The sequence below is a fragment of the Sinorhizobium sp. B11 genome, assembly GCA_039725955.1.
Classification (GTDB): Bacteria; Pseudomonadota; Alphaproteobacteria; order Rhizobiales; family Rhizobiaceae; genus Rhizobium.
In genome coordinates this window covers 1,022,865-1,043,174 of the sequence record CP091033.1, presented here as the reverse complement: position 1 = coordinate 1,043,174, position 20,310 = coordinate 1,022,865, and the positions used below count along the sequence as shown (strand labels likewise).

The window sequence follows — 20,310 nt, the reverse complement described above, 5'->3', positions numbered from 1 at the left end:
GCCGGCTTCTTCGTTGCCTCAGACCTGAGCCGCGCCGCCGTCGGCAAAGAGCTCGACGCCGGTGATGAAGCGGGAGTCGTCGCTGGCAAGGAAGACTGCAGAAGATGCAATTTCCGAAGGCTGACCAACCCGACCCATCGGGATACCGGCCAGGAACTGGTTGAACACCTCGGGGGGCGCGGCCTCAAGCGGACCCGTGAGGACCGGACCGGGGCTTAGGATATTCGTACGGATCTGCCTGTCCTTGAGCTCAAGTGTCCAGGTGCGCGCGAATGAGCGGACGGCGGCTTTCGCAGCCCCATAAACGGTCATCCCAGGGACGCCCTTGGATCCTGCCATCGATCCGATGATGACGATAGAAGAACCCTGCGACAACAACGGAAGCGCACCCTGCACGGTGAACAGGACGCCGCGAAGATTGAGGTCGATCTGACGATCGTAAAACTCCTCGGTGATCTGACCCAGCGGCGCAAAGTCTCCGGCCCCGGCGTTTGCGACGACGACGTCCAGACTTCCCTTCTCCGCCTTGATCACGTCGAAGAGGTTCGTGAGGTGCCCGGCCTCGGTGACGTCGCCCTGTATCGCTTTAACATTGCGGCCGATCTCGCTCACGGCCTTGTCGAGTTGCTCCTGGCGGCGCCCGGTAATGAAGACATATGCGCCCTCATCGACAAACGCCTGAGCTGTTGCCAGGCCGATGCCAGTGCTGCCACCGGTTACAAGCGCGATTTTATTCTCGAGTTTTCCGGACATTTTCATTCCTTTTCGCTGAGGTGTCCCATCCCATGGGATGCACGTTTGAATAGTCTCTGGTTTGATAACAGCGCGCGCCGTGGGCGCACCCTTGGGGTCTTCAGACCTGCGATAAACCGCCATCGATGAAGAGGTCGGCGCCTGTGGTGAAGCTGCTGTCGTCCGAAGCAAGATGCAGGATCGCCGCCGCGACTTCGTCTGCCTCACCGAGGCGGCCGAGGGGAATGGCAGATCGGAAGGCAGCCCTGAGACCGTCGGCCTCTTCCTTCGTCTGAAACTGCTTGTCGATGATCGGTGTCTCGATGGGACCTGGGCTGATCGTGTTCACACGGATCTTGCGGCCTGTGAGCTCGGCTGCCCAGCTGCGGGCGTACGAGCGCAACGCAGCTTTCGTCGCGAGATAGGTGCCATACATCGGCACTCCCTTGACGTGACCGGAGGTGGTTACGAGGACAATGCTTCCTCCTTCGCGCAACAATGGCAAGGCCTTGTGAACAGTAAAAAAGGTCCCACGTACATTCACATTGAAGGTCTTGTCGAAATGTTCCGGCGTAGACTCGGCCAACGTCACGAGTTCCACGAAGGCCGCGTTGGCGACGACGATGTCGAGGCCGCCCAAATCGCTTGTTATGCGTGCGTAGATTCGATCGAGGTCGTCCAGGTTCGCGATGTCACCTTGGAGAGCCGTGACATTGCGGCCAAGTTCGCGTTCGGCCTTCTCAAGGTCGGCCTGACCACGGCCGGTGATAAAGACGTGCGCGCCCTCCTCTACGAAGCGCGTTGCCGCCGCCAGGCCGATGCCACTGCTACCGCCCGTTATGAGAGCGACCTTGCCTTCCAATTTGCCCATGATTTTTCTTCCTCGCTGTTGCCGCGATGTATTCGCGTTGCAGAGATGAAGACGTGGTAGTCAGTCCGGAAGGTCGCGTACCGGAATACGACGTATTCCAGTACGGAATGGACGAGGGTGCCGTTATTGAAGAGTCACCAATCGGCGGCGCGGAGGCCCTTGGCCACATGGAAGAAGCAAGCCTCCGTCGCTGATCTGCCGATCGTTTCAAGCGAACTGAAGTCCACGGTCCTGTCCGGTGAAGACGAGGCGATTGTCATTGGTTTCCGCCGCCACACCCTGCTGCCTCTCGACCACTGTCTCTACAGCTTGCAAGCGAAGATGCCGCAGCTGATGCGATCGTCTTTGCATCGCCGTTTGCAGCGCCATGGCTTCTCTAAGCTGCCGGATACCGAGGGGGATAAACCTGACAGCAAGGTTCAAGGCCTATCCGATTGGCGTCTTCCGCATCGACAGTGCCGAGGTGCAGGAAGGACAAGGTAAGCTATATTTGTATCTTGGGACCAAACCTCTAGCTCGCCTTCGCCGAGCTCGTCGAAAAGGCCAACGCGGCAACGCCAGGGCTTTCCTCTCAGCTCTGTTGCAGGCAGCCGTTCTCGACAAGGTGAGAATCGTTCTAACCGACAATTGCATTGCCGATCTGCCGAAAACCCGTTCGAAGCCTACGGCCACGTGGCGCGGGCATTCGTTCGATCGTGTCTGCCAAGCCCACGTTATCGAACGCCGCCTGACAAAGCCAAGGCATCCACGAACCGACGATCCGGTTGAGCGCATGAACCCGACCAAAAAGCGGGCTACATTCAAGCGCTTCCACGGCGACCCGATCAGCCCCCAGCCCCCAGCCCATCGCCAAGCGTCATTGCCGCATACGAGTTCGGCTGCCGTATCAAATGCCTGAGGGAGCTCACGCCCCACAAATTCATCTGCAAACGAGGGACAATAGAACCAGAAAGATTTATCATCGATCCGCTCCATCAAATGCCGAGATCAAACCTAGATGGATCCAGCTCGCCTCCTGAGGGGAGACGGTAAGCTTTGTGCCTTGCCTGGCGACGTGTGTCTGCAGGGCGCGCGTTATTTGCCCTAGCGAATCCGAAGATCTGGGCTCTTGGCTAAAGTTTGAGCGAGGAATTCGACGAACAATTTTACCTTGGTCGGCTGAAGGCGACCGTTCGGGCTGACTGCATTAATTGAATGAAATGGCGGAGTGAAATCCGTAAGCAACTTTTTAACAGCGCCCGCTTCGATCTCATCAAGAAAGAGCCACGCCGGACCTTGCGCAAGGCCCACATCGGATAAAACGCCGACCCTCACATGCTCTGCATCGGAGGTGCGTACGGGTCCTTTCGGTTCAAACGTGATTATTCCCGACGGCCCTTTGAACTCCCATGTCCGCGCAGTGCCGGCCGAGATAAAGGTGACGCAAGCATGCTTTTGAAGATCTGCCGGAGTTTTCGGTTCGCCATGCTTGTCGAGGTAGCGGCGCGACGCTACCAGGACCGTTTCGCCGCTCCCAATTCTCCGCGACACAAGCGAGGAGTCGATCTGCTTTCCTATCCGGATCGCAACGTCAATGTGGTTTTCGACAAGATTGATGTGTTTATCGGTGATGTCTGTTTCAATCGTAATATCGGGGTAGCGTTCGAAAAATTTCGGAAGATGGGGAAGCACGTGCATTCGACCAAACCCCGCCGACATGGCGACGCGAATACGACCGGAAGGCGCGGCCTGTCGACCCAGCACATTTGATTCTGCTGCATCGAATTCTCCAAGCAGGCGCACGGCGGCATCGTAATAAGCCTCCCCGGCCTCAGTCACGCTCAGGCCCCGCGACGTGCGGCGAAGCAATTGTGCTCCCAGTCGCGCCTCAAGCCCGGCAATGTGTTTGCTGACCGTCGGCTGGCCGACGCCTTCTGCTCGCGCAGCTCTCGAGAAGCTCTCGCTTTCGACGACGCGGACAAAGAGCCTCATGATATCAATGCGATCCACTGCACACCCCTATTTATCGAAGGAGTCCCAGCACTCTCGCAGGCGCTTCGATCATCGGTCGGAGCCGGCTCACCACCAAGTCGGTATCAATTCCCAAGTCAAAAACATGTTTGGAGTGTTCTAGCTTCCACCACATCCGCGGTGGCGAGCTCTCCATCGAACCCTGCCGCCCCGTGGCAGGGACGTGGCGTGGATGTTCTGCCGGGGTGAAGTTTCGCCCTTCGATGGTGACGAGGAAGTGGATCTCCAACGCCAGCACGCCAGACGTTTGTATCGAGCGACCCCGACGTGGCTTCAGTCAGCATGGCTATCGGTGGGGCTCTGGGCCGACAATCAATTCGGGTCGAACGTTCATTACGCTTAATCCTCGTGACCAACGCGAAGGATCGGCGACCGAGATTATCCGACGACTGAGTCCGAAAATTGCGAACTTGAACGGAGGTCAGCTGTTCCTTCAGGCCGCCCATACATCAACGCAGGATGAACCTCCGCGACCCAGTTTCAATATACGATTCAAGATGGAAACGCCCCGGAGCTCGATGAATGGGGCCGCCAAGCTGCTGGAGAAGTTCAAGACACTGCTTGAATTGGTTTATGTAGCGACCGACCAACAAAAGCGGCGGTGCGACCGTCGCACTAGCGATCGACCGCGACCAAGCCGCCCGTTTCGGTACTCCGACCCAGACAATCGAAAACACCCTGTATGGTGCCTTTCTGGCCGGCTTTGAGGCTTGCATTGAGCGGTGCGAGCAGGCGCACACGGTCGGATGCCTCTCCAGCGTTATCGACACAGCCGACCGCTTTTAGCGCCTTCGGCAACCGGGTCGCATTCTTCGTCTGATAGGTCGTTTCTCGTGGGTCAGGCAGGGGATGTTTAAGGATTCGACGTGGCTGCCTAAGGTGGACCGAGTAACGGGATAGGGCTCTGCTCCGAAAACTACATTTCGTTGTGGGATTGATTATGCCCATGGCGGCGGAGCGATAGGTCAAACCGCCGCTGCCTCTGTGTCCTTATGTGTAGGCTCCGCTAGACCTCCGTGTGGTTTCATCCTTCGCCGTGACCCGTATTGTCCGTAAGACAGAAGTCGTAAGCTATTCCATACGCGGCATTGACCGCCGACGTCAGCCTGATGTGAGGTTATACACGTGAACAACATAACAGTCCTGCCTTCCAAGCCCGTTGTTGAACTCCGGTTGGCCGGATTGCAGCGATGCGTCGAAGGGCGATTGCTGGTCGACGATGTCACCGTAGATATCCCTCGCGCCGAGATCGTCGCAATAACGGGTCCAAGCGGTGCTGGGAAATCATCGCTGATTCGTCTCGTGAACCGCCTGGATGAGCCCACATCAGGAACCATTTACATCCAGGGGACCGACTATCGAAACCTAGCTCCGACGGCGCTGCGCCAGACCGTTGGGATGGTGATGCAGAGCGCCAACCTGTTTGCCGGATCGGTGGCCTACAATGTATCTTACGGACCGGCCCAGCGGCATCAGGCTTTGCCGGAAGAGAAAATCGAGGAACTTCTGACGAAAGTGGGACTGCGTGGTTACGGAAGTCACGATGTCAGCACTCTCTCAGGCGGAGAAGCGCAGCGTGTCTCTTTCGCCAGAACCCTGGCAAACGGTCCCCGAATCCTTTTGCTAGACGAGCCCACGTCCGCTCTCGACGAAGAATCCGGACGAGTGATTGAAGACCTTGTCCGTAAAGTGTCGGAAGAGGACAGCGTGACGTGCCTGATCGTCACACATAATCCGTCTCAGGCTTTGCGTCTGGCAAAGCGAACAATGTTCATGGCTAGTGGCAAACTGGTTTCATGCGGCCCAACGCAGGAGGTTCTCCATGCTCACGGATCTCTTTGATCACGCGGTTCTTGTCGGGCTTGCTCAAGCCATTGCTGCAGCCGTTCTTTGCCTCGGCGTTGTGCTCGTATGTCGTCGGTTTGGTGTAAGAGTCGAGAAGGAAACGTCGATCTCGCTTTTGCGAGGCTTGCTCCAAATGTCATTTGTCGGCGTTGTCCTTGGTCTTATACTTAAGGGTACACTTCTTATCGGTGCACTTATTCTCGTGGGGATGATCATCGCGGCTGCAGTCACCGCAAGCCGTCGTTTTTCCGACCTGCCATATGCATTCGAGATATCTCTTTACTCGATCGGCGCTGGTGGTGGCACAGCGATCATTTTTATGCTCCTTACGAGGTGTCTGACCGCCGATGTCACCGTTCTCGTGCCCGTAGGCAGTATGATTATTGCCAACAGCATGAATGCTTGCGCCCAGGCGATGGAACGGTTTCGTGCTGACATCCTGAGTCATGTCGGTCAGATTGAAGCCGCCCTTTGTCTCGGTGCACAGCCTTCGGCTAGCGTGTCACCATTTGTGCAGACTTCGGTCTACTCCAGTTTGCTCCCGCGCCTGGACATGTTGAAGTCGTTAGGCCTCGTTTGGATTCCTGGAGTTATGGCCGGCATGCTCGTTTCGGGTGCAAGTCCGCTGTATGCCGGCATCTACCAGTTCGTTATTGTTGCAATGATCCTAGTGGCATCCGGCATATCCGGAATGGGGGTTGCGGCCCTAATGCAAAAGCGAGCATTCACCTCGGCCGCCCAGCTGACGTTGCGCAGTGGCTCCATGGCATCGAAGAAGCGCGAGAATGTTTTCTCACGCCTGTTGGTCCGATAATGCGCCGAATTGATTTTGGCCTGTGATAGGTTGCAAGGCGCTAAGCTCGCTGCAAATATCGTTCGGCTTCGCCTGCCCGAACGGGACAGTCGCGATGGCGTTGAGATGATCCGGTGATCCTACTTCGCGTTCTGCTGTATTCTTAACGATCCGCAAGCGACAATCGTGGGGCTTCGAAGCCCTCCGGGCGCAATAGACCCTCAAGATATGCAGAAGCTTGTAGTACGAGGTTGTGGACGAGCGAGAAACCTGAAGAAGCGATTTGTCGGCTAAGCTTGCTAGCAGCCTCGCAGTTCGCACCCCTTCACTTTCGGGCTGCGCGTACAAGCTCCGTACAGCCTCGAGGGTAAAGGCACCCGCGAACTTGGACAACTTCAATAGAAACCGCTGTTCCTCGTCAGAAAGTAGGTCGAAGCTCCAGTCGAGAAGAGCTTCGAGGGTTTGATGCCGCGAACAGGCACTACGCCTCCCCCTAAGTGTCAAAAATTCATCCTGCTCGATTATTTCGGTTAAGCCAAGCATCCCAAGAGTGCTTACGTGACTAGCGACAAGTTCAATTGCGATGGGAAGACCATCAAGTCGGCGGCAGATCTCCATCGCGGATGCGGTCTCAGTTTCGTCAACCGATGAAATCCATCCACTCGCTGCAGCACGTTCCATGAATAGCTCAACCGCGGGAGATGGCCTCCGGTATTCCGTGGAGGAGGTTGCATGACTCAGCGGGGAAAGAAACTCGACGTGTTCACCTTCCGCTCGAAGTACTTCGCGACTAGTGACCAACAAGTGCACGGATGGCGCTTCCCTGAATATCCGAGCGACAAGCGGCGCGAGAGAATCGATGACATGCTCGCAGTTATCAAGAAACAGAAGAACTCGCTTGTCCGACAGACACCTTGTGATTGCACTCTGGGTGTTGGAAAGATCGAACGGGCACGGGGCAATGGATAACAAAGCAGCGAGAGCGAACGTCGGATCACTATGGAGTGATAGGTCGAGGAAGCAAACGCCGTCACTTCCGAACTGAGAACTCAGTGCGTCGGCCGCCGCCAACGAGACCGTGGTCTTTCCAACTCCGGCGGGACCAATCACGGAGACAAATCTTTTGGACAGGATCATCGCGGGTAGTTTCTCGAGCGTCTCGCTTCGACCATACAAAAGCTGGGGAACCGTCGGAAGCCTTTGTTGCGGCCGCGGATTCGCGCTAGTGACACTTTGGGATTCTCTACGAACGGGGCAGGCAAACATGTAGCCACGCCCCGGTACGTTAATAACAAATCGAACGCCGTCTACACCGTCGCCTAAAACCTTCCTAAGGGCAACGATATGGACTCGAAGGTTTGAAGCCTCCACCACGACGTCAGGCCAGACAATCTCGAAAAGCTCTCGCGCACCTACAATCGTGCCAGCTCTACTGACGAGCGCGATCAGGATGTCAAACGCCCGGCTGCTCAAGGCCAAATCGGCGTTTCCCCTGCGGAGCCACCGGCCTCCCACCGACATGCGGAACGGGCCGAACAACAAGACGTCATCGGAATCAACAAGGCTCTCATGCGGCCGAGCGGGTTGCACCGTCTCAGCACTAGTGGCAGGACCATCATTAAAACGCGCGGCCATGGTATTCAAAGTCCGAACCGTTGCCATTTGAGTACTCCTCATTGCATGGTCGCGGAGCTTGGCCACGGAACTCTGGGAATTCGTGGCGTGGGACCACAAAATATTCGATCGGAACCGCGCGGGAAGAGCTTACCAGTCAATGGTGATCCTAGGAGCCAATGGCTGGCTGCTGTCAGGCAAGCGCTCTGCATAAAACCTGGATACCAGCCTGGCGCAGAATGCGCGTCGAAGAACAAGGTGACGCGGTGGTGACCGCAATAACTGCGCCTCAGCTGACGACCGTATAACTTGGCAGCCAAACGGACAGGAAACATTGTGTTCACGCATGCGCGCAAAAAAGCAAAACCGATGTCAAATAAAGTGACAACCACAATCATTGGGCGTATAAGGGCAATCAGATACACGAGATAGGTCATTCTCTACTCCTATATCCTGGCTCGCGCGTTTTCGATTAGTCGACGCGCGTTTTGATTGTCCGCTTATAACAGCTAGGACGAAGGCTCATCTATAATAGATTATCGTTATGAAGCTCGGGCCATGGGTATGACCATTCCCGAATCCAACAGCATGTGCTATTGAAATCTAAGCCGGCAGCGCCAAAAGAGTGGTGCCTGGATGTTTGAGCGAAGGTGCAGTGGGGTTGTGGTTTAGCGTGACGGGGTCGAAAGCGGACTTCAGGTGTGATCTCCCGTTGGCGCGCGCTGGTGTCGAGAGATGATTTACGACAATTGCATTGTCTATATCGTTGACGACGATGATCGTATGCGTACGGCAATCTGCGACCTTCTAGAAGCCAAGGGCGTCAAAGCATATGCGTTCGGTTCGATTGTCGAATACTCGGCATTCGCCCGGCCTGACGCACCTTCTTGTCTGGTCTTGGATATCGAACTCCCACAGATCAGCGGCCTTGAGTTTCAGATGCAGGTCGACCGTGATGCGCAGCCCCCAATCGTATTCATCACGGGTCATGGCGATATACCGCGGACAGTTCAGGCCATCAAACGGGGTGCTGTCAATTTTCTGACGAAACCTTTTGACAAATCTGATCTGCTTACGTCTATCAACGCGGCTTTGGAGCAAGATCACGCGAGGCGAAAGGAGGCTGCTGCGCTCTCTGATCTGCGAGAGCGGCTTGCGGCGCTCACTCCACGTGAACGTGATGTATTGCCGCTGATAGTCGGGGGGTTGTTAAATAAGCAAGCCGCCGCCCAATTGGGCATCAGCGAAGTGACCTTTCAAATTCACCGCAGCCGTGTGATGCATAAAATGCGGAGCAGTTCAGTGGCGGAACTCGTTAAGATTACGGAACGGCTTAGATTGTTCGCTAAAGACACAGCGGGTTGATCAGGGTAATCACTTTGCGCCGTTCGAGCGGCAGACCAGATGGCGGTCTTAGTGGTGCCAGCCGAGGTCACACGCATGGTTAGGCCACACACGCTCGGACGCCCTTCCGCAGCCTGACGTTCACTCCAGTAAATCGTAGTCGATAATGGCATTCGGAGAAGCATCTTTTGAATTCACGCCTACTCGCGATCAGCGCCGTGGGCGGGCCTCGTGATCACCACGCATAGGATCGCAGTAAGGCTGCGATAGTAAAGCCGCACGTTAGAGGCCGGTGTTGAATATCCGCTGGATGGCTGGACGATGTTGAATGGTCTTGCACCAAAAAAGCCGTGGCCGCGTTAGGCTGGCGGACTCCGATATAGGTTGCCATCTCGATCGAACAGAGCGCACTCAGTGAGCCTGAAGACATAGCTGCGCCTTGAACGCATTGGAGCTGTGTCCAGCAATCGGGAACGGCGATGGCCTCAGACCAATGGTTGCAGGCGCGATAGACTAAGATGCTTAACTTTATACGGCGGTCCGCCGTCACCTATCGACAGGTCCTGCACCGCTAAGATGAGACTCGTCGGGTTTCGGCAGTCGACAATGAGCTCAACGCATATGGCATTATAGGACTTCGCATCGCCGAGTCCTCCATCATGCCGCGGATCACGACCGGCAATACAATGACGCCTTGTGTCGTCATCGGAGGCTGGGCAGCCGACTTGATCCGACACAGCCATGGTTTAATGGCCCGGAACGAAATGGTTGCGCGTGCGTGCGAACTCTGTTGAAAGCTTGGCGGCCTGCCGTGCTGGTCGCCGCGTCCAGCCCATGCGATTTACAAGTCGACGCGGTGTCGTCGGACTAGCAGGGGCTTGATGTATGCAAGGCTCCCGCAAATTGGTGGGGTGCTGTTGCCGATGCGGACGAGCCGTCCCGCGAACGTCGGTAGTCCCTAGCACTGCTGATCAGATCTGGGACTTTCTCGAATGGCAGGACGAGGCGCACCGGCAGATGGATGGAGATCTGATAGTTCGTTGCAGGGCGGCGAAGGGTGGACCCACACTTCCTGCCTCAAAAGAGACTGGTCCGACCTGGGGAGGATCAGGTCGGACCAGTCCGACACCTACTTGATGAAGAACGTCATGGAACCGTCGGCAGCCTGCTGAGCGTTCACCACGTTGTCGATGTCGATGCCCTTCGCCTGCAGCTTTTCAGTCAGGCCCTTGTTCGCGGAAATGGACGCACGAATGTTCTGGACGCCTTCCTTCGTGCGAGGAATTGCGGTGTCTTCCGCATCGGGCTGCGTCTTCTGGTTCTGATAGTCGTTCAGATACTTGACATCGAAGGCCTTGTCGAAGGTCCGAAGTGTCTTCTCGATCTGCGGGCCGTCGTTCATGGTGAGGCTGTCGGCGCGGCTCGTTGTGGTAAAGGCGACCGAAGCTACGACTGCGAGCGCGGCAAAGCTGATTGCGTGTTTCATGATTGTTCCTTCAACGGGTGAGAGAGGGCCGTGATTTGAGGCCTTCTCGTTGCTTCTTTGAGAAAACTTCAGTTGTCCGCCGTCCAAGGCGACATGAACAAAATACGTCTCGGTAACGTTCCGCGAAATCACACTGAGGATAGCGCTGTGCTATACGTTCGGTTGGTCGCTATAGCTTCTAGGGATGGTGGCGAAGACGGCTCTCGACAAGCGCAGCTAATGTGCGCGTGCGGCGATCGATGCTCGCGCGCCCACAAGGGATTTGAAAGTCGCTCAAAGCTACGGCTCTCAACGTCAGGAAACGCCTCTCTAGCCATACGGCTCAACGCATCGTCCGGCCTCAATTCAACGAAGCATCTCGCTCCCGACTCGACGCAGCTTTGCAGGCACGAGGCCCACCGTACCGTGGTGCAAATCCAGTCCGAGAGTTTTTTCACGCCAACATCCAGATTAACATCCATCGCTCTGTCGACTCCGCTCAAGAGACGGATGCCGGGGACGGGAGGAAATCGTATCGGACATAGTGGGCACGACTAAAATCATCGTGAACAGATGGGAGCTTTGGACGCCGACACCAGGAATCCATTTCGCGATGGCTGTCCCGGCGAAGAACATGTTTACCTCATCGAAGGGGGGAGCGGTGCAGTTCATGCACCGTGACGAAGAAGTGGCAGCACGATTATCGCTCACATCTTCTCGCCGATTGGCTACACCCGATGCAATCTCACTGGTAGCCATTGGGAGGTTCAACGGACATTCCCTATGAATACACCTAACCGGCAAATCGTCGAGGCATCGACCGTTCAGATTAGCGACGAAGATGGGACAGCTATGTTTTCAAATGTGGACTTGCCGTCCGGGAGCACTTGGCCAACCATGTTCGATTCCCGAAATGCCTACGGTTACATTCGAAAACTGTGACACCTCCACCGAGAATGGACGCGGTTTCCCTCTAAGCCGTTTCCCCTGACTCTTTTCCTGCCAATAGCAATCGCGCGCGCCAGAGTCCCAGTACGGTTTGGCGGCACCTTGGGATGGCGTCCACTGTCGGCGGCATTTTCAGACGAAGCCCACCCATGGCGGTTTACAAAGAGCTACTTGGAAAACCCCGCCGAAGGACAAGTTGATCCGCCGATCCTCGATGGCTTGAGTTGCAAATGAGCAATAAAGTCCGAGCGACCCGTTCGGCGCAACGACAGGCAGGCGCGGCAAGCCCGTCGCAAGCGCAAGGTCTGGCATGTGGTCAAGTCGGATTTGCGTCCTGCGCTCACTTGTTGCCATCGCATTGAAGCCATAGAGTAATCCGACGGCAGATGGGGCGGACATTTCAGGCATGAGTCAAAGTTTTGACAGTGACAGTTTTTGGGTGAGCGACGTTGATGGTTACGTCAGCCCGAGCGCAATACAAGCCGCCAATGAACGGGAGGAGGAAGAACGCCTCCTCAACGAGGAACTCGAAGCGATCGGAGACGTAAAGCTTCTTTCGCTTAAATCGATAGGCGCGCGTATCCTCAACGCTAGAGGCGTCTCGCCGGCAGAATGGCGCTGGGCGCTTCACGAGGCGGACACGGCGCTCTCTGGAGAACATCAGTGGCCGGACACCGAAAGGCCGTTTCTCAAGTCGCTCCTCTCTATGGGGAAAGCCTATGCCATCAGTCGCTACTCCAAGTGGGAAGACCTTCCCTACTCGTCTGCCATCACGGCCACGCTCACCCACGGGCTTCGGGCGTTGCTCGAACAGTACCTAAGTGGCGAAGGCGTCAAGGTGAATACCGCGCAAAGGGTATGGTTGGCCTCAGTGCTGAAAGAGGCGGGAAGCAAACCTTTCTTAGTCGCCTATGACAGGACTGGTATCCTGCGGACCGCCATCCATACGCTCGCAGACTCTCCTGGAAATCCGGGAGCCGCGGCCCTTAGCAGGGATAGCACGCGCGCGATCCTATCGCTCGCGCGCCTTCACTATTCGATCGTTGAGATAGGCGTGGGATCGCTGGAAGAACTCCGGTCTCTCGAAAAGCTTTATGAGACAGCCCGGTCGCACCTTCCCGAGCAGGATACAGGCCGCTCACAACCCGGCAAGGGGCATATCAAGAACTGGCCCCTGCGGCACCTTCACCCGCTAACATACCTCTTTCCATTTTCTGTCCGACACACGATCGATCGCGCATTGCGCCATGAATCAATTACGACGGACGTTCCAGATCGATCAATTCTCCTCAACGAACTAGCCCTCGCTCGCTGCGGCATCCTCCTGATGAGGCGCGAAGCCCGAAACAAAGGCTAATCTGATGAGCCGCAGTTTTCGCTTCCACGCGTCGCCCGAACTTCCGAGCGAAATCCGAACGTCACTCCTCCGCAAACAGAAGGGTCGCACGAGACGGGAGCCTTTCCTGCTGGCCTCCGACGGCGCATCGATAACAGATGTCGGAGGAACATATCCAATCGAGAACTATCGGGCCGATCCCAATACCCTCCCGGCCGTACTGACGAAGAGGGAGGCGGATCTTATTGCGCTGGCCAATCCGGGCCGTCGTCCGCCGATTGTGCTCGAGGCGATCTACCCGTGGCTTCCGCCCCATCCATTCATTAGCAATTCAAAGATCAGCTTTGACAGGGTAGGGGCGGTAGTCCGACGCTATCGGCGCCATTTCATCTCTGCCGCCGAATTCTGCGACGATAAGTGGAATACGATCTGCAATGCCGTCCGTCGGAAGAACAATCTCGATGTCTGTTTTTATTCGGCTTGGCACTTGCCTATCCAAGATGTTTTCGTCCTTGAGGAAAAGCGTGATGACCGGGCCGTATTGGCGATCGACTTCAACGCCATGTACTCCGCCTGCATGCAGCACTCGTTCCCTAAGCCGTCCTCACTGGAGATAATCGCGTGGAACCGGCCGCTGGCGCTTGGCGATACACTGAAGACGGGCCTCTACCGTTGCCTTCTCAGCCATCCCAACACCGACTTCATCCGGCGGCATAACCCGTTCCGCAGCTTTTGCTCCGGCCGATATCTCGGCGCATCGCTGGACGAAGCCGTCGAGGTCGATCTCAACGAGTTTGAGCTCGAATACTACCGCCGCCATTTCGACACCATCCACGTCACTCATGCGGTCGTGTCCGATCACGAAATCAGACATCCCTTGGCAAAGGAGGCCATTCGCTCCTTCGCCCGAAGGAAGAACTTTCGCGCCCAGGGCAACAAGACGCTGGCCGATCGCGAGAAATTCCTATCGACCTTGCTGTCGTCGTGCGCGAGCCGACCGTCGTCGTTACGATCCTCGTTCAGCAGCCGTAACCGAGCCTTTGAGTTTCTGAGATCGATATACGGCATTGTTCCAGCCTCGGACGAGCCGGAAGCTTCCATCGATAGCTGGCTGGAGCACCGCGGTCGAATATCCAGTTTCACCGACGCCGCCGGGACGGTCGTTACCAGCCCCAATCTGTTTGACCAATCTACGTGCTTCTTCTTCAACCAGCGCATCGTTGCAAGAGGACGGGTGATGGTGCTGGAGATGATGGAGGCGATCTGCTCACGGTTTCCAGATGCCTTGATCTGCTACAGCAACATCGACTCGATACACATTTCCCTTCCAAGGAAAGATATCGACAACGCGCTGAAATGGCTCGAATCAAATGCATCGGATGAAATGGGATCGTACAAGATCGAAGCAGTCACTGACCACGGCCTATGGCTGGAACCCGGACGCTATTGGTTGTACTCCCAACAAGTAGAGAAATTTCGGAACCGTGGGATCTTGACTGGCGGAAGACCATTCAAGGATTACAACATCAGTGTTGAGTGCAGAAAAATCGGCGATCTGCATATCCCGATTAAGATCGGCGTCCGCATGCAAAAGACGATGAGTGTCACCCGATCAATTGTAGCGGGCGACGCGGGCGTCACATATCAAAGACTCCTGGAGGTCGGCGACAGCACGGCCTTCGAAACCGTGCTGGCCGCCCTCGAAGATAATCGTGCTCAATCGGTTTTAGCGCGCGCGGAAGCGTTCGCTCAGTTACGGGAGGAGATTGAAAGTCATCGCCCTGCTGCCTCAGGGCAATGACAAGTGACAGCTTGATGTGGCCCGTAGGGCCCCCGTGAGGGGCGTGTTCTGGGAACACTTGACGCAGGAACGGTAAGCCCGGGCAGATCCTGCGCGACAACGTTGCTACAAATCCGCCTTGGCTGCAAGACTATACGGAACAGGTAAAGTTCATGTGCCCGAGGATCAGCCTACTTGAAGATGTGCTCTACGTTGACGAAGGAACATTCCACATCAGCGGGTAGTGCGGCCAGGCTGACCGGCGGTTATGAAAGAGGTGTTTCGACGGTTGCCGCTGCAAATTCTACCGCCTCCTCAGGCGCAGGCAGAACCAGCTCGCCCTGCCGCGCCATCGTTCGCCAAGTGGACAGATGGTTCGGCGTCAGGCCATGTCGCTCTGCGACTTCATTCACCAGCGCTCCTAGCCGAAACTCTCCGAAACGATTTGCGCTTTCACCTCTTCCGGCCAGTGCCGGTTAACCTCACGTCCAGACTTCCCGGTCGAGGCAGCCTGGTATGCGATGCCACCACCACAGGCAGGAGTGTCATTCTGATCGGTTGGAGCTGCTCGGCCCTGCTACCACCGCTTGAAGCGTCTGCCGCGTGCCGCGAGGATGAACAATCATCGGGGTTCACAATTGCCAAGGCAGCGATGACACTCGCACTGCCTATCGATCATTCCTCGTTGCAGTCCGCGGATAGACAGCAAACCGTCTCCAGGCGAAGTATGCACATCCATCATTGCGGCTCTATGAGCCGCCAGTTCCCATGCTACGATACGGTCAAGCACTTCTGAAGCGCCCTAGGTCGCTAGTTCCCCGACGCTGGAGCCAGCGAGGACTACTTGGGCAGGAAGCGACGTTCTTAGCGCCGCGGTTGCCGAAAGGGTCTAAATCGCGGCATTAGGTAGCAAAAACCGGGTTTTGCTACCTAATGCCGCTAAATCGCGCAAATGATCTGCCCAAACCGGTTGGAGTGGAGTGTCTCCACCAGACCTCGCGCACATTGAGGCGGGGATCCAGGCCGTCAAGCAAAATCCGCCCGTGCTCCCAGAGGGGTTCGGCTTCGGAGGCGTCGCCGGACAAGCCGAACATTTCGGAATGCTGTCGACCCTGACCAGAGCACACTATTGCCCGGGTCATAGCAGAAGCTCAGTGCGGATAGAGTAAAGCGATGGCTACCGCTAGAGTCACGACGCTCGAAATGGTGCTGGCGATCACCATCGACCCGGTGGTGGCCGAGTCCAGCCGGTAGTTGACCGCGAACAGGATGCCGAAGAAGCCCGAAGGGACGGCCGCGAGCAGGATCGCTACCTTGGCGGTCTCTGGCGCGACACCTAGAGCCAGCACAATCGCTGCAGTCAGCAGGGGACGAACCAGATCAGCGACAATAGTCGCGTTCACGACCTTCCAGTTCAAACGGAAGGCTTGGGCCGAAAGCACGACGCCGGTTAGGAATAGCGCGACGCCCGGAGCAGCATGCCCGATCAACAGGAGACTTGCGTCCAACACTTTTCCCGTTGGAAGTCCGCTCAGGGAGAACACGATACCCAAGGCTGGCGCCAGAACCACTGGCTTGGTCAGCGCGTGCCGAAGCGCGTTGAACACTTTCGATTTGCCTGCAGACGGATCAACGCGGTCTTTTTTTACATTCAGTTCCACTAGAACCAACGCCAGAGGGCTGATGACGATGGAGCCGGCCGCGAGCGCCACCGCAAGGGGTATGGTTCCATCAGGGCCGATTACGTCTGCCAATATTGGCAACCCGACACCAGCGAGATTAGGAAACGCGATCGTAAGCGCCTGGAGAGATGAATCCGGCTTTCCTATTTTTCGGAACCTGACTTGAAAGAAGTACCACCCCAAGAAAACGAAGAGCATCATGCCGCTTAAAATCACGAACAACGGAGCTTGGGCATACATCTCCGATCGGGAAGCCGAAGCGGTTGCGGCAAAAAGGGAAGCAGGCAGCGCGAAGTTCATGACCAGTACGTTGAGACCGTCGACGTGATGATTGTCAACGATGCTCCATCGTCCGGCTCCGTAACCCAGGGTCATGACAAAGAATATCGGCGTCAGTGCGAGTAGAATTGTCGCAATCATCAGATAAAAGGCCTTTCCTGAGCGTCTACAAAAAGGGTCATCGCCAAGAGATCCGCAGATCCTCCCGGGCTAAGCCAGTGGCCGATAAACTCTTGATGGACTAAGTGGGCGCTCTCCCGCCAACGCGGATTAGCGATCCCACCATCTTGAAGCCACGCATCAGCGGCAAGCCTTGCGTGGCGAAGACCTCGCTGGCCGCCTCTGTGCAGAAGGTTGGTGTCTTCGACCGCTGCGATGAGCGCGAAACACGTTTGAACCCGAACTGCTTCCATGTCGTCGGGAAAGTTGGCTCGATACTTCCGGAGCGTTGGGAGACCAACCTCGTAGACCGTCGGAAAGCCTCGAGCAGCCTCGATGCGAGCCCCACCCGCTCCATACTTTCTCCGCGCTCTGCCTCCGTGACTATTCAACGGCAGGGGTCCGTTAATTATGTCATCCCCCCAGAGTAGCGAAACAATGGATCCCAGCGTGAGATTGTCTGCTACTCTGCTGTTCGCGCGCGCGCCGGCCGCGGCGCAAAGCAGACCGACGCCGAAAATTGCTCCTCGATGAGTGTTGATGCCGTTGGTAGCGGATAGCATCGCTCGCTCAGCGTCGATACCAACGGCTCTCAGGCGCCCCATCTTGCTGCCTGCGGCGCCTTCTCGAACCAACGCCGCAAGATATGGTTCTATGGCGTCCGCACTTTCTCGAAACGTCTCAGAGTTCATGTCGTGATGGCTGCCACGATCTATGTGGCTCACCAAACCTGGTTTCGGCCACGTCTCTAGTTCGAGGATCAGGCTCTTCCGGGCGCAGACGGAGATGGCATCGATGTCCACCCAAGGGCGTGCCCTGGCAGCAGAGGGCTGTTGCCGTGGCGCGAGCAACGTTGAGAGGACGTTTTTCATATGGCGAAATCTCCAGCTAGGAACTTGTTGCGATGGACAAAAGCTGCCCCTTCGAGCGACTTGACCAGGATATCGGGAGCAGTGCTGCGAAACTCCCACAAGTTGGCGGCCGCTCCGTCACCCCGTACGAACTCCCCGTCCAACCGCATCGGTGAAACGAACTGTATCTGAGCAAGGTGTCCCAAGATGCGATCAAGGTTCGTGTCAGCGTTGGCGTACAGAAGGAGATTGAGATCCAAATTCCCAGTCAGGTAGTCCAGTCCCGTGAGCGCGCTCCAGGCTAGGCTTCCAAATACACGGATGCCGTAGCCATTCTCGCCAGCCAGCTTTTCGATGTGGTTGATCGTCGGCAGCCAAGATGATGGTGTCTTGTGGACGGCGTCGCCCAAAGGGAGCGGCGCGCGGATCGAGATGATCTGATCCGGTCGGACAACAAACGAGTGCCGTCGTTTCCCTTGAGAGGGGGGCAAGGGAAGGCCGACTGTGACTCCTTCAGTGTCGTGGAGGGTTGGCCTGCGGCTGATCAGTGGCCAACCATTCGCAGTCCACGCTGCTAGGATCGGGTCGGAATTGGAAGAGAATGGAGCGATACCGACAAGATCGTGCCGCCTCAGCGGCTGCGCGCTACCGCGCGACCGCGAGTTCATGGACGCGCTCCGCTACGGGGCCTGCTTTTAGTCGTCCTTTACGGGCGTACCCAAGATCGCCGCGTCTGTCTCCGGCATCCGGTAGGTTGCGCAGCAATTCATCTAGCTGGTCCGCAAGGGCTTTGTTCGCGTTCCATAGAAGATGGACGGCACCAGTTTGGGCGAGGTTTTCAAGTCCCGGTGCAAACACCGGCGTTGATTTGGCCTTCTCTTGAAGGACGTCGATGGAAAGCTTGGTGACTTTCGACATCGACGGCAAATCCATAACCGCTGGCTCCGCTCCTGGCAACCCGACCAGCACTCTTGTCGCCAGCGCGGTCGCCAGGAACGCGCCCGCGGCGGTATGACCGTAGAGGATACCGATGGTCGGACGACCGTTCATGTCCGCGTAAAGAAGGCATTTTGCCAAGTGTGAAAGAAACTCACTAAGTCCAAGCAGTTCGTCGCGCTTGCTCATTCGTTGACTATCGCTGTCGACGATAACGATGATCGGCCCGGTGTCAGAGCTGAGAGAAGAAAGCACGCGGCCGGAAAGGCGAATTGCCTCATCGACGCCGAGTGCTATTCCCCCGGAGACGCCAATGACAAGCGCCTTTCCGTTTCGACCAAGCGGCGCAGACCCAAGCAGCAATCCGCCCTCATTTGCGATTTCGTGGCCGTTCGGAAACAGTGATGCAAGAAGATCAGCGAGCGTCATGGAAGTTCCTTCCGATACTGTCTGCCAGGGATACGAATTCGTCTGCGGCCATAGCCGGCACGGACGCAGCATTTGGTATCTTCATCGCGGTCCAGATATCGATCGCGTCTGCGGCATCGCGAAATTCTCGAAGCCTCTGCTCAAGTCGATCTTGTTCGGATAATAGTGTTTCCAGACCAAGTGGCTTTGCAGTCGCGAGGAGCTTTGCGGCCGCATCTCGAAAAGCGCGCGCCCTGTCGTTGACGAAAAGCTCGGCTCCGCCAATAAGTTTGCGATGCTTTCCGCCCATGGTCCGCCAAACCAGCGCGCGGTCTCGCGAGTCGAACTCCTCGACGCCTCGGTTCGTCTCGATTACCTCAGGACCGGATACCGCGATGCGGCCTTGTTCCGAGACGATCAGTCCAGAGCAGCACCCGGCCGTTAGAGCTCCGCCTCCATAGCAGCCCGCGCGGCCGCCGATTAGCCCCAGCACCTTTACTCCTGCGGTCCGAGCTTCGACAACGGCTCGCATGATTTCGGCGATTGCAAGCTCGCCAGCGTTTGCTTCCTGAAGGCGGACACCCCCGGTGTCGAAGAGGATCAGGACGGGTATCTCTTTTAGATCACGGGCCGCCCGAAGGAGCCCGGTTAGCTTTGCTCCGTGGACTTCGCCGAAGGCGCCGCCCATGAACCGCCCTTCTTGAGCGGCGACAAAGACCGGGGATCCATCGAGTGTGCCCTTGCCGATTACGATCCCGTCGTCAAATGCCTCGGGAAGATTGAAGATCGGCAGGTGGGGGCTGACTTCGCGTACTTCTGGCCCGATGAACTCTTTGAAACTGTCGACATCGAGCAAAAGAGCGATGCGTTCACGCGCAGATGCTTCATACCAACTTGCCGATCCATCTGGGTGGTTTTCGATCTTGTCCGAGACGTTTTTCATTGAGTGTCCTCCATCAACCGGACAGCCTGAGCGAGGCGGAGCATGACGATGTCCGGGCGGGCACCTCCGTCGTTGATCGAGAATCTGAGACCACCAGGATTGTAGCGATCGACGAAGTCCTGCACGACCGCGGCCCAAACCTCGCCGAAGCCATCGACCGCCGTATTGATCTCGACGGTGCATTCGCTGTCATGCAAAACCCGTTCGCTCAGGACTTCAAGGTTCCCGGAGGCCACGACGCCATTGATTGCAAGTTCCTTGGCTCCGGCGGCCCGCTGCAACATCTTGTGATGGAAGATTAGTTTCTCCATTTT

Annotated in this window: 18 protein-coding genes; 6 read left to right on the top strand and 12 right to left on the bottom strand. The window is 56.7% G+C overall.

From position 1 onward, the window contains the following. Positions 1–18: 18 nt before the first annotated feature. Positions 19–753, bottom strand: coding sequence for an SDR family oxidoreductase (locus LVY75_04725; protein ID XAZ21251.1), 735 nt, complete (start codon positions 751–753; stop codon positions 19–21). Between the two features lie 100 nt (positions 754–853). Continuing rightward, a complete protein-coding gene (locus LVY75_04720) occupies positions 854–1,603 on the bottom strand; it encodes an SDR family oxidoreductase (protein XAZ21250.1) in 750 nt (249 codons plus the stop codon). 159 nt (positions 1,604–1,762) lie between these two features. Here LVY75_04720 and LVY75_04715 point away from each other — a divergent pair, with 159 nt between their 5' ends. Further along, positions 1,763–2,086, top strand: a complete 324-nt coding sequence (locus tag LVY75_04715) for a hypothetical protein (protein ID XAZ21249.1) — start codon at positions 1,763–1,765, stop codon at positions 2,084–2,086. A 600-nt stretch (positions 2,087–2,686) separates the two neighbouring features. On the opposite strand, the gene LVY75_04710 is transcribed toward LVY75_04715, so the two are convergent. Then, entirely contained in the window at positions 2,687–3,592 is a 906-nt protein-coding gene (locus tag LVY75_04710) for a LysR substrate-binding domain-containing protein (protein ID XAZ21248.1), read from the bottom strand. Positions 3,593–4,738: 1,146 nt separating this feature from the next. Between LVY75_04710 and LVY75_04705 the strand changes: the two genes are divergently transcribed. After that, positions 4,739–5,455 carry a phosphate ABC transporter ATP-binding protein gene (locus LVY75_04705; protein XAZ21247.1) on the top strand — a complete coding sequence of 239 codons (717 nt, stop codon included), beginning with the start codon at positions 4,739–4,741 and terminating at the stop codon, positions 5,453–5,455. Then, the gene (locus LVY75_04700; protein ID XAZ21246.1) at positions 5,436–6,272 is read left to right on the top strand and encodes an ABC transporter permease; all 837 of its coding nucleotides are present in this window, start codon (positions 5,436–5,438) and stop codon (positions 6,270–6,272) included. Before LVY75_04705 ends, LVY75_04700 begins: the two co-directional genes overlap by 20 nt. Here LVY75_04700 and LVY75_04695 read toward each other — a convergent pair. Next, entirely contained in the window at positions 6,252–7,913 is a 1,662-nt protein-coding gene (locus LVY75_04695; protein ID XAZ21245.1) for a winged helix-turn-helix domain-containing protein, read from the bottom strand. The genes LVY75_04700 and LVY75_04695 overlap by 21 nt on opposite strands. A gap of 687 nt (positions 7,914–8,600) precedes the next feature. On the opposite strand from LVY75_04695, the gene LVY75_04690 reads away from it, so the two are divergent. Further along, a complete protein-coding gene (locus LVY75_04690; GenBank protein ID XAZ21244.1) occupies positions 8,601–9,230 on the top strand; it encodes a response regulator in 630 nt (209 codons plus the stop codon). Positions 9,231–10,338: 1,108 nt separating this feature from the next. Here the strand turns inward: LVY75_04690 and LVY75_04685 are convergent. Beyond that, complete coding sequence (locus LVY75_04685; GenBank protein ID XAZ21243.1) at positions 10,339–10,695, bottom strand: hypothetical protein; 357 nt, start codon at positions 10,693–10,695, stop codon at positions 10,339–10,341. Positions 10,696–12,028: 1,333 nt separating this feature from the next. On the opposite strand from LVY75_04685, the gene LVY75_04680 reads away from it, so the two are divergent. Together LVY75_04680 and LVY75_04675 are read left to right on the top strand one after the other, a co-directional pair. Then, complete coding sequence (locus tag LVY75_04680) at positions 12,029–12,979, top strand: hypothetical protein (protein ID XAZ21242.1); 951 nt, start codon at positions 12,029–12,031, stop codon at positions 12,977–12,979. A gap of 4 nt (positions 12,980–12,983) precedes the next feature. Next, positions 12,984–14,759: a hypothetical protein gene (locus LVY75_04675; protein XAZ21241.1), complete on the top strand. Its 1,776-nt coding sequence runs from the start codon at positions 12,984–12,986 to the stop codon at positions 14,757–14,759. A 245-nt stretch (positions 14,760–15,004) separates the two neighbouring features. Here LVY75_04675 and LVY75_04670 read toward each other — a convergent pair whose 3' ends face one another. The 7 genes from LVY75_04670 to LVY75_04640 all read right to left on the bottom strand — a co-directional run bounded on the left by LVY75_04670 (position 15,005) and on the right by LVY75_04640 (position 20,307). Next, positions 15,005–15,151: a transposase gene (locus LVY75_04670; GenBank protein XAZ21240.1), complete on the bottom strand. Its 147-nt coding sequence runs from the start codon at positions 15,149–15,151 to the stop codon at positions 15,005–15,007. A 738-nt stretch (positions 15,152–15,889) separates the two neighbouring features. Then, on the bottom strand, positions 15,890–16,840 hold the full coding sequence (locus LVY75_04665; protein ID XAZ21239.1) for an AEC family transporter: 951 nt from the start codon (positions 16,838–16,840) through the stop codon (positions 15,890–15,892). Further along, a complete protein-coding gene (gene mdcB, locus LVY75_04660; GenBank protein XAZ21238.1) occupies positions 16,840–17,730 on the bottom strand; it encodes a triphosphoribosyl-dephospho-CoA synthase MdcB in 891 nt (296 codons plus the stop codon). Before mdcB ends, LVY75_04665 begins: the two co-directional genes overlap by 1 nt. After that, a complete protein-coding gene (gene mdcG, locus LVY75_04655) occupies positions 17,727–18,377 on the bottom strand; it encodes a malonate decarboxylase holo-[acyl-carrier-protein] synthase (protein ID XAZ21237.1) in 651 nt (216 codons plus the stop codon). Before mdcG ends, mdcB begins: the two co-directional genes overlap by 4 nt. Continuing rightward, entirely contained in the window at positions 18,355–19,074 is a 720-nt protein-coding gene (locus LVY75_04650; GenBank protein ID XAZ21236.1) for a biotin-independent malonate decarboxylase subunit gamma, read from the bottom strand. Before LVY75_04650 ends, mdcG begins: the two co-directional genes overlap by 23 nt. After that, positions 19,061–19,996: a biotin-independent malonate decarboxylase subunit beta gene (locus LVY75_04645; protein ID XAZ21235.1), complete on the bottom strand. Its 936-nt coding sequence runs from the start codon at positions 19,994–19,996 to the stop codon at positions 19,061–19,063. The genes LVY75_04650 and LVY75_04645 overlap by 14 nt, the downstream gene beginning before the upstream one ends. Then, positions 19,993–20,307 carry a malonate decarboxylase acyl carrier protein gene (locus LVY75_04640; protein ID XAZ21234.1) on the bottom strand — a complete coding sequence of 105 codons (315 nt, stop codon included), beginning with the start codon at positions 20,305–20,307 and terminating at the stop codon, positions 19,993–19,995. The genes LVY75_04645 and LVY75_04640 overlap by 4 nt, the downstream gene beginning before the upstream one ends. Positions 20,308–20,310 lie beyond the last annotated feature (3 nt).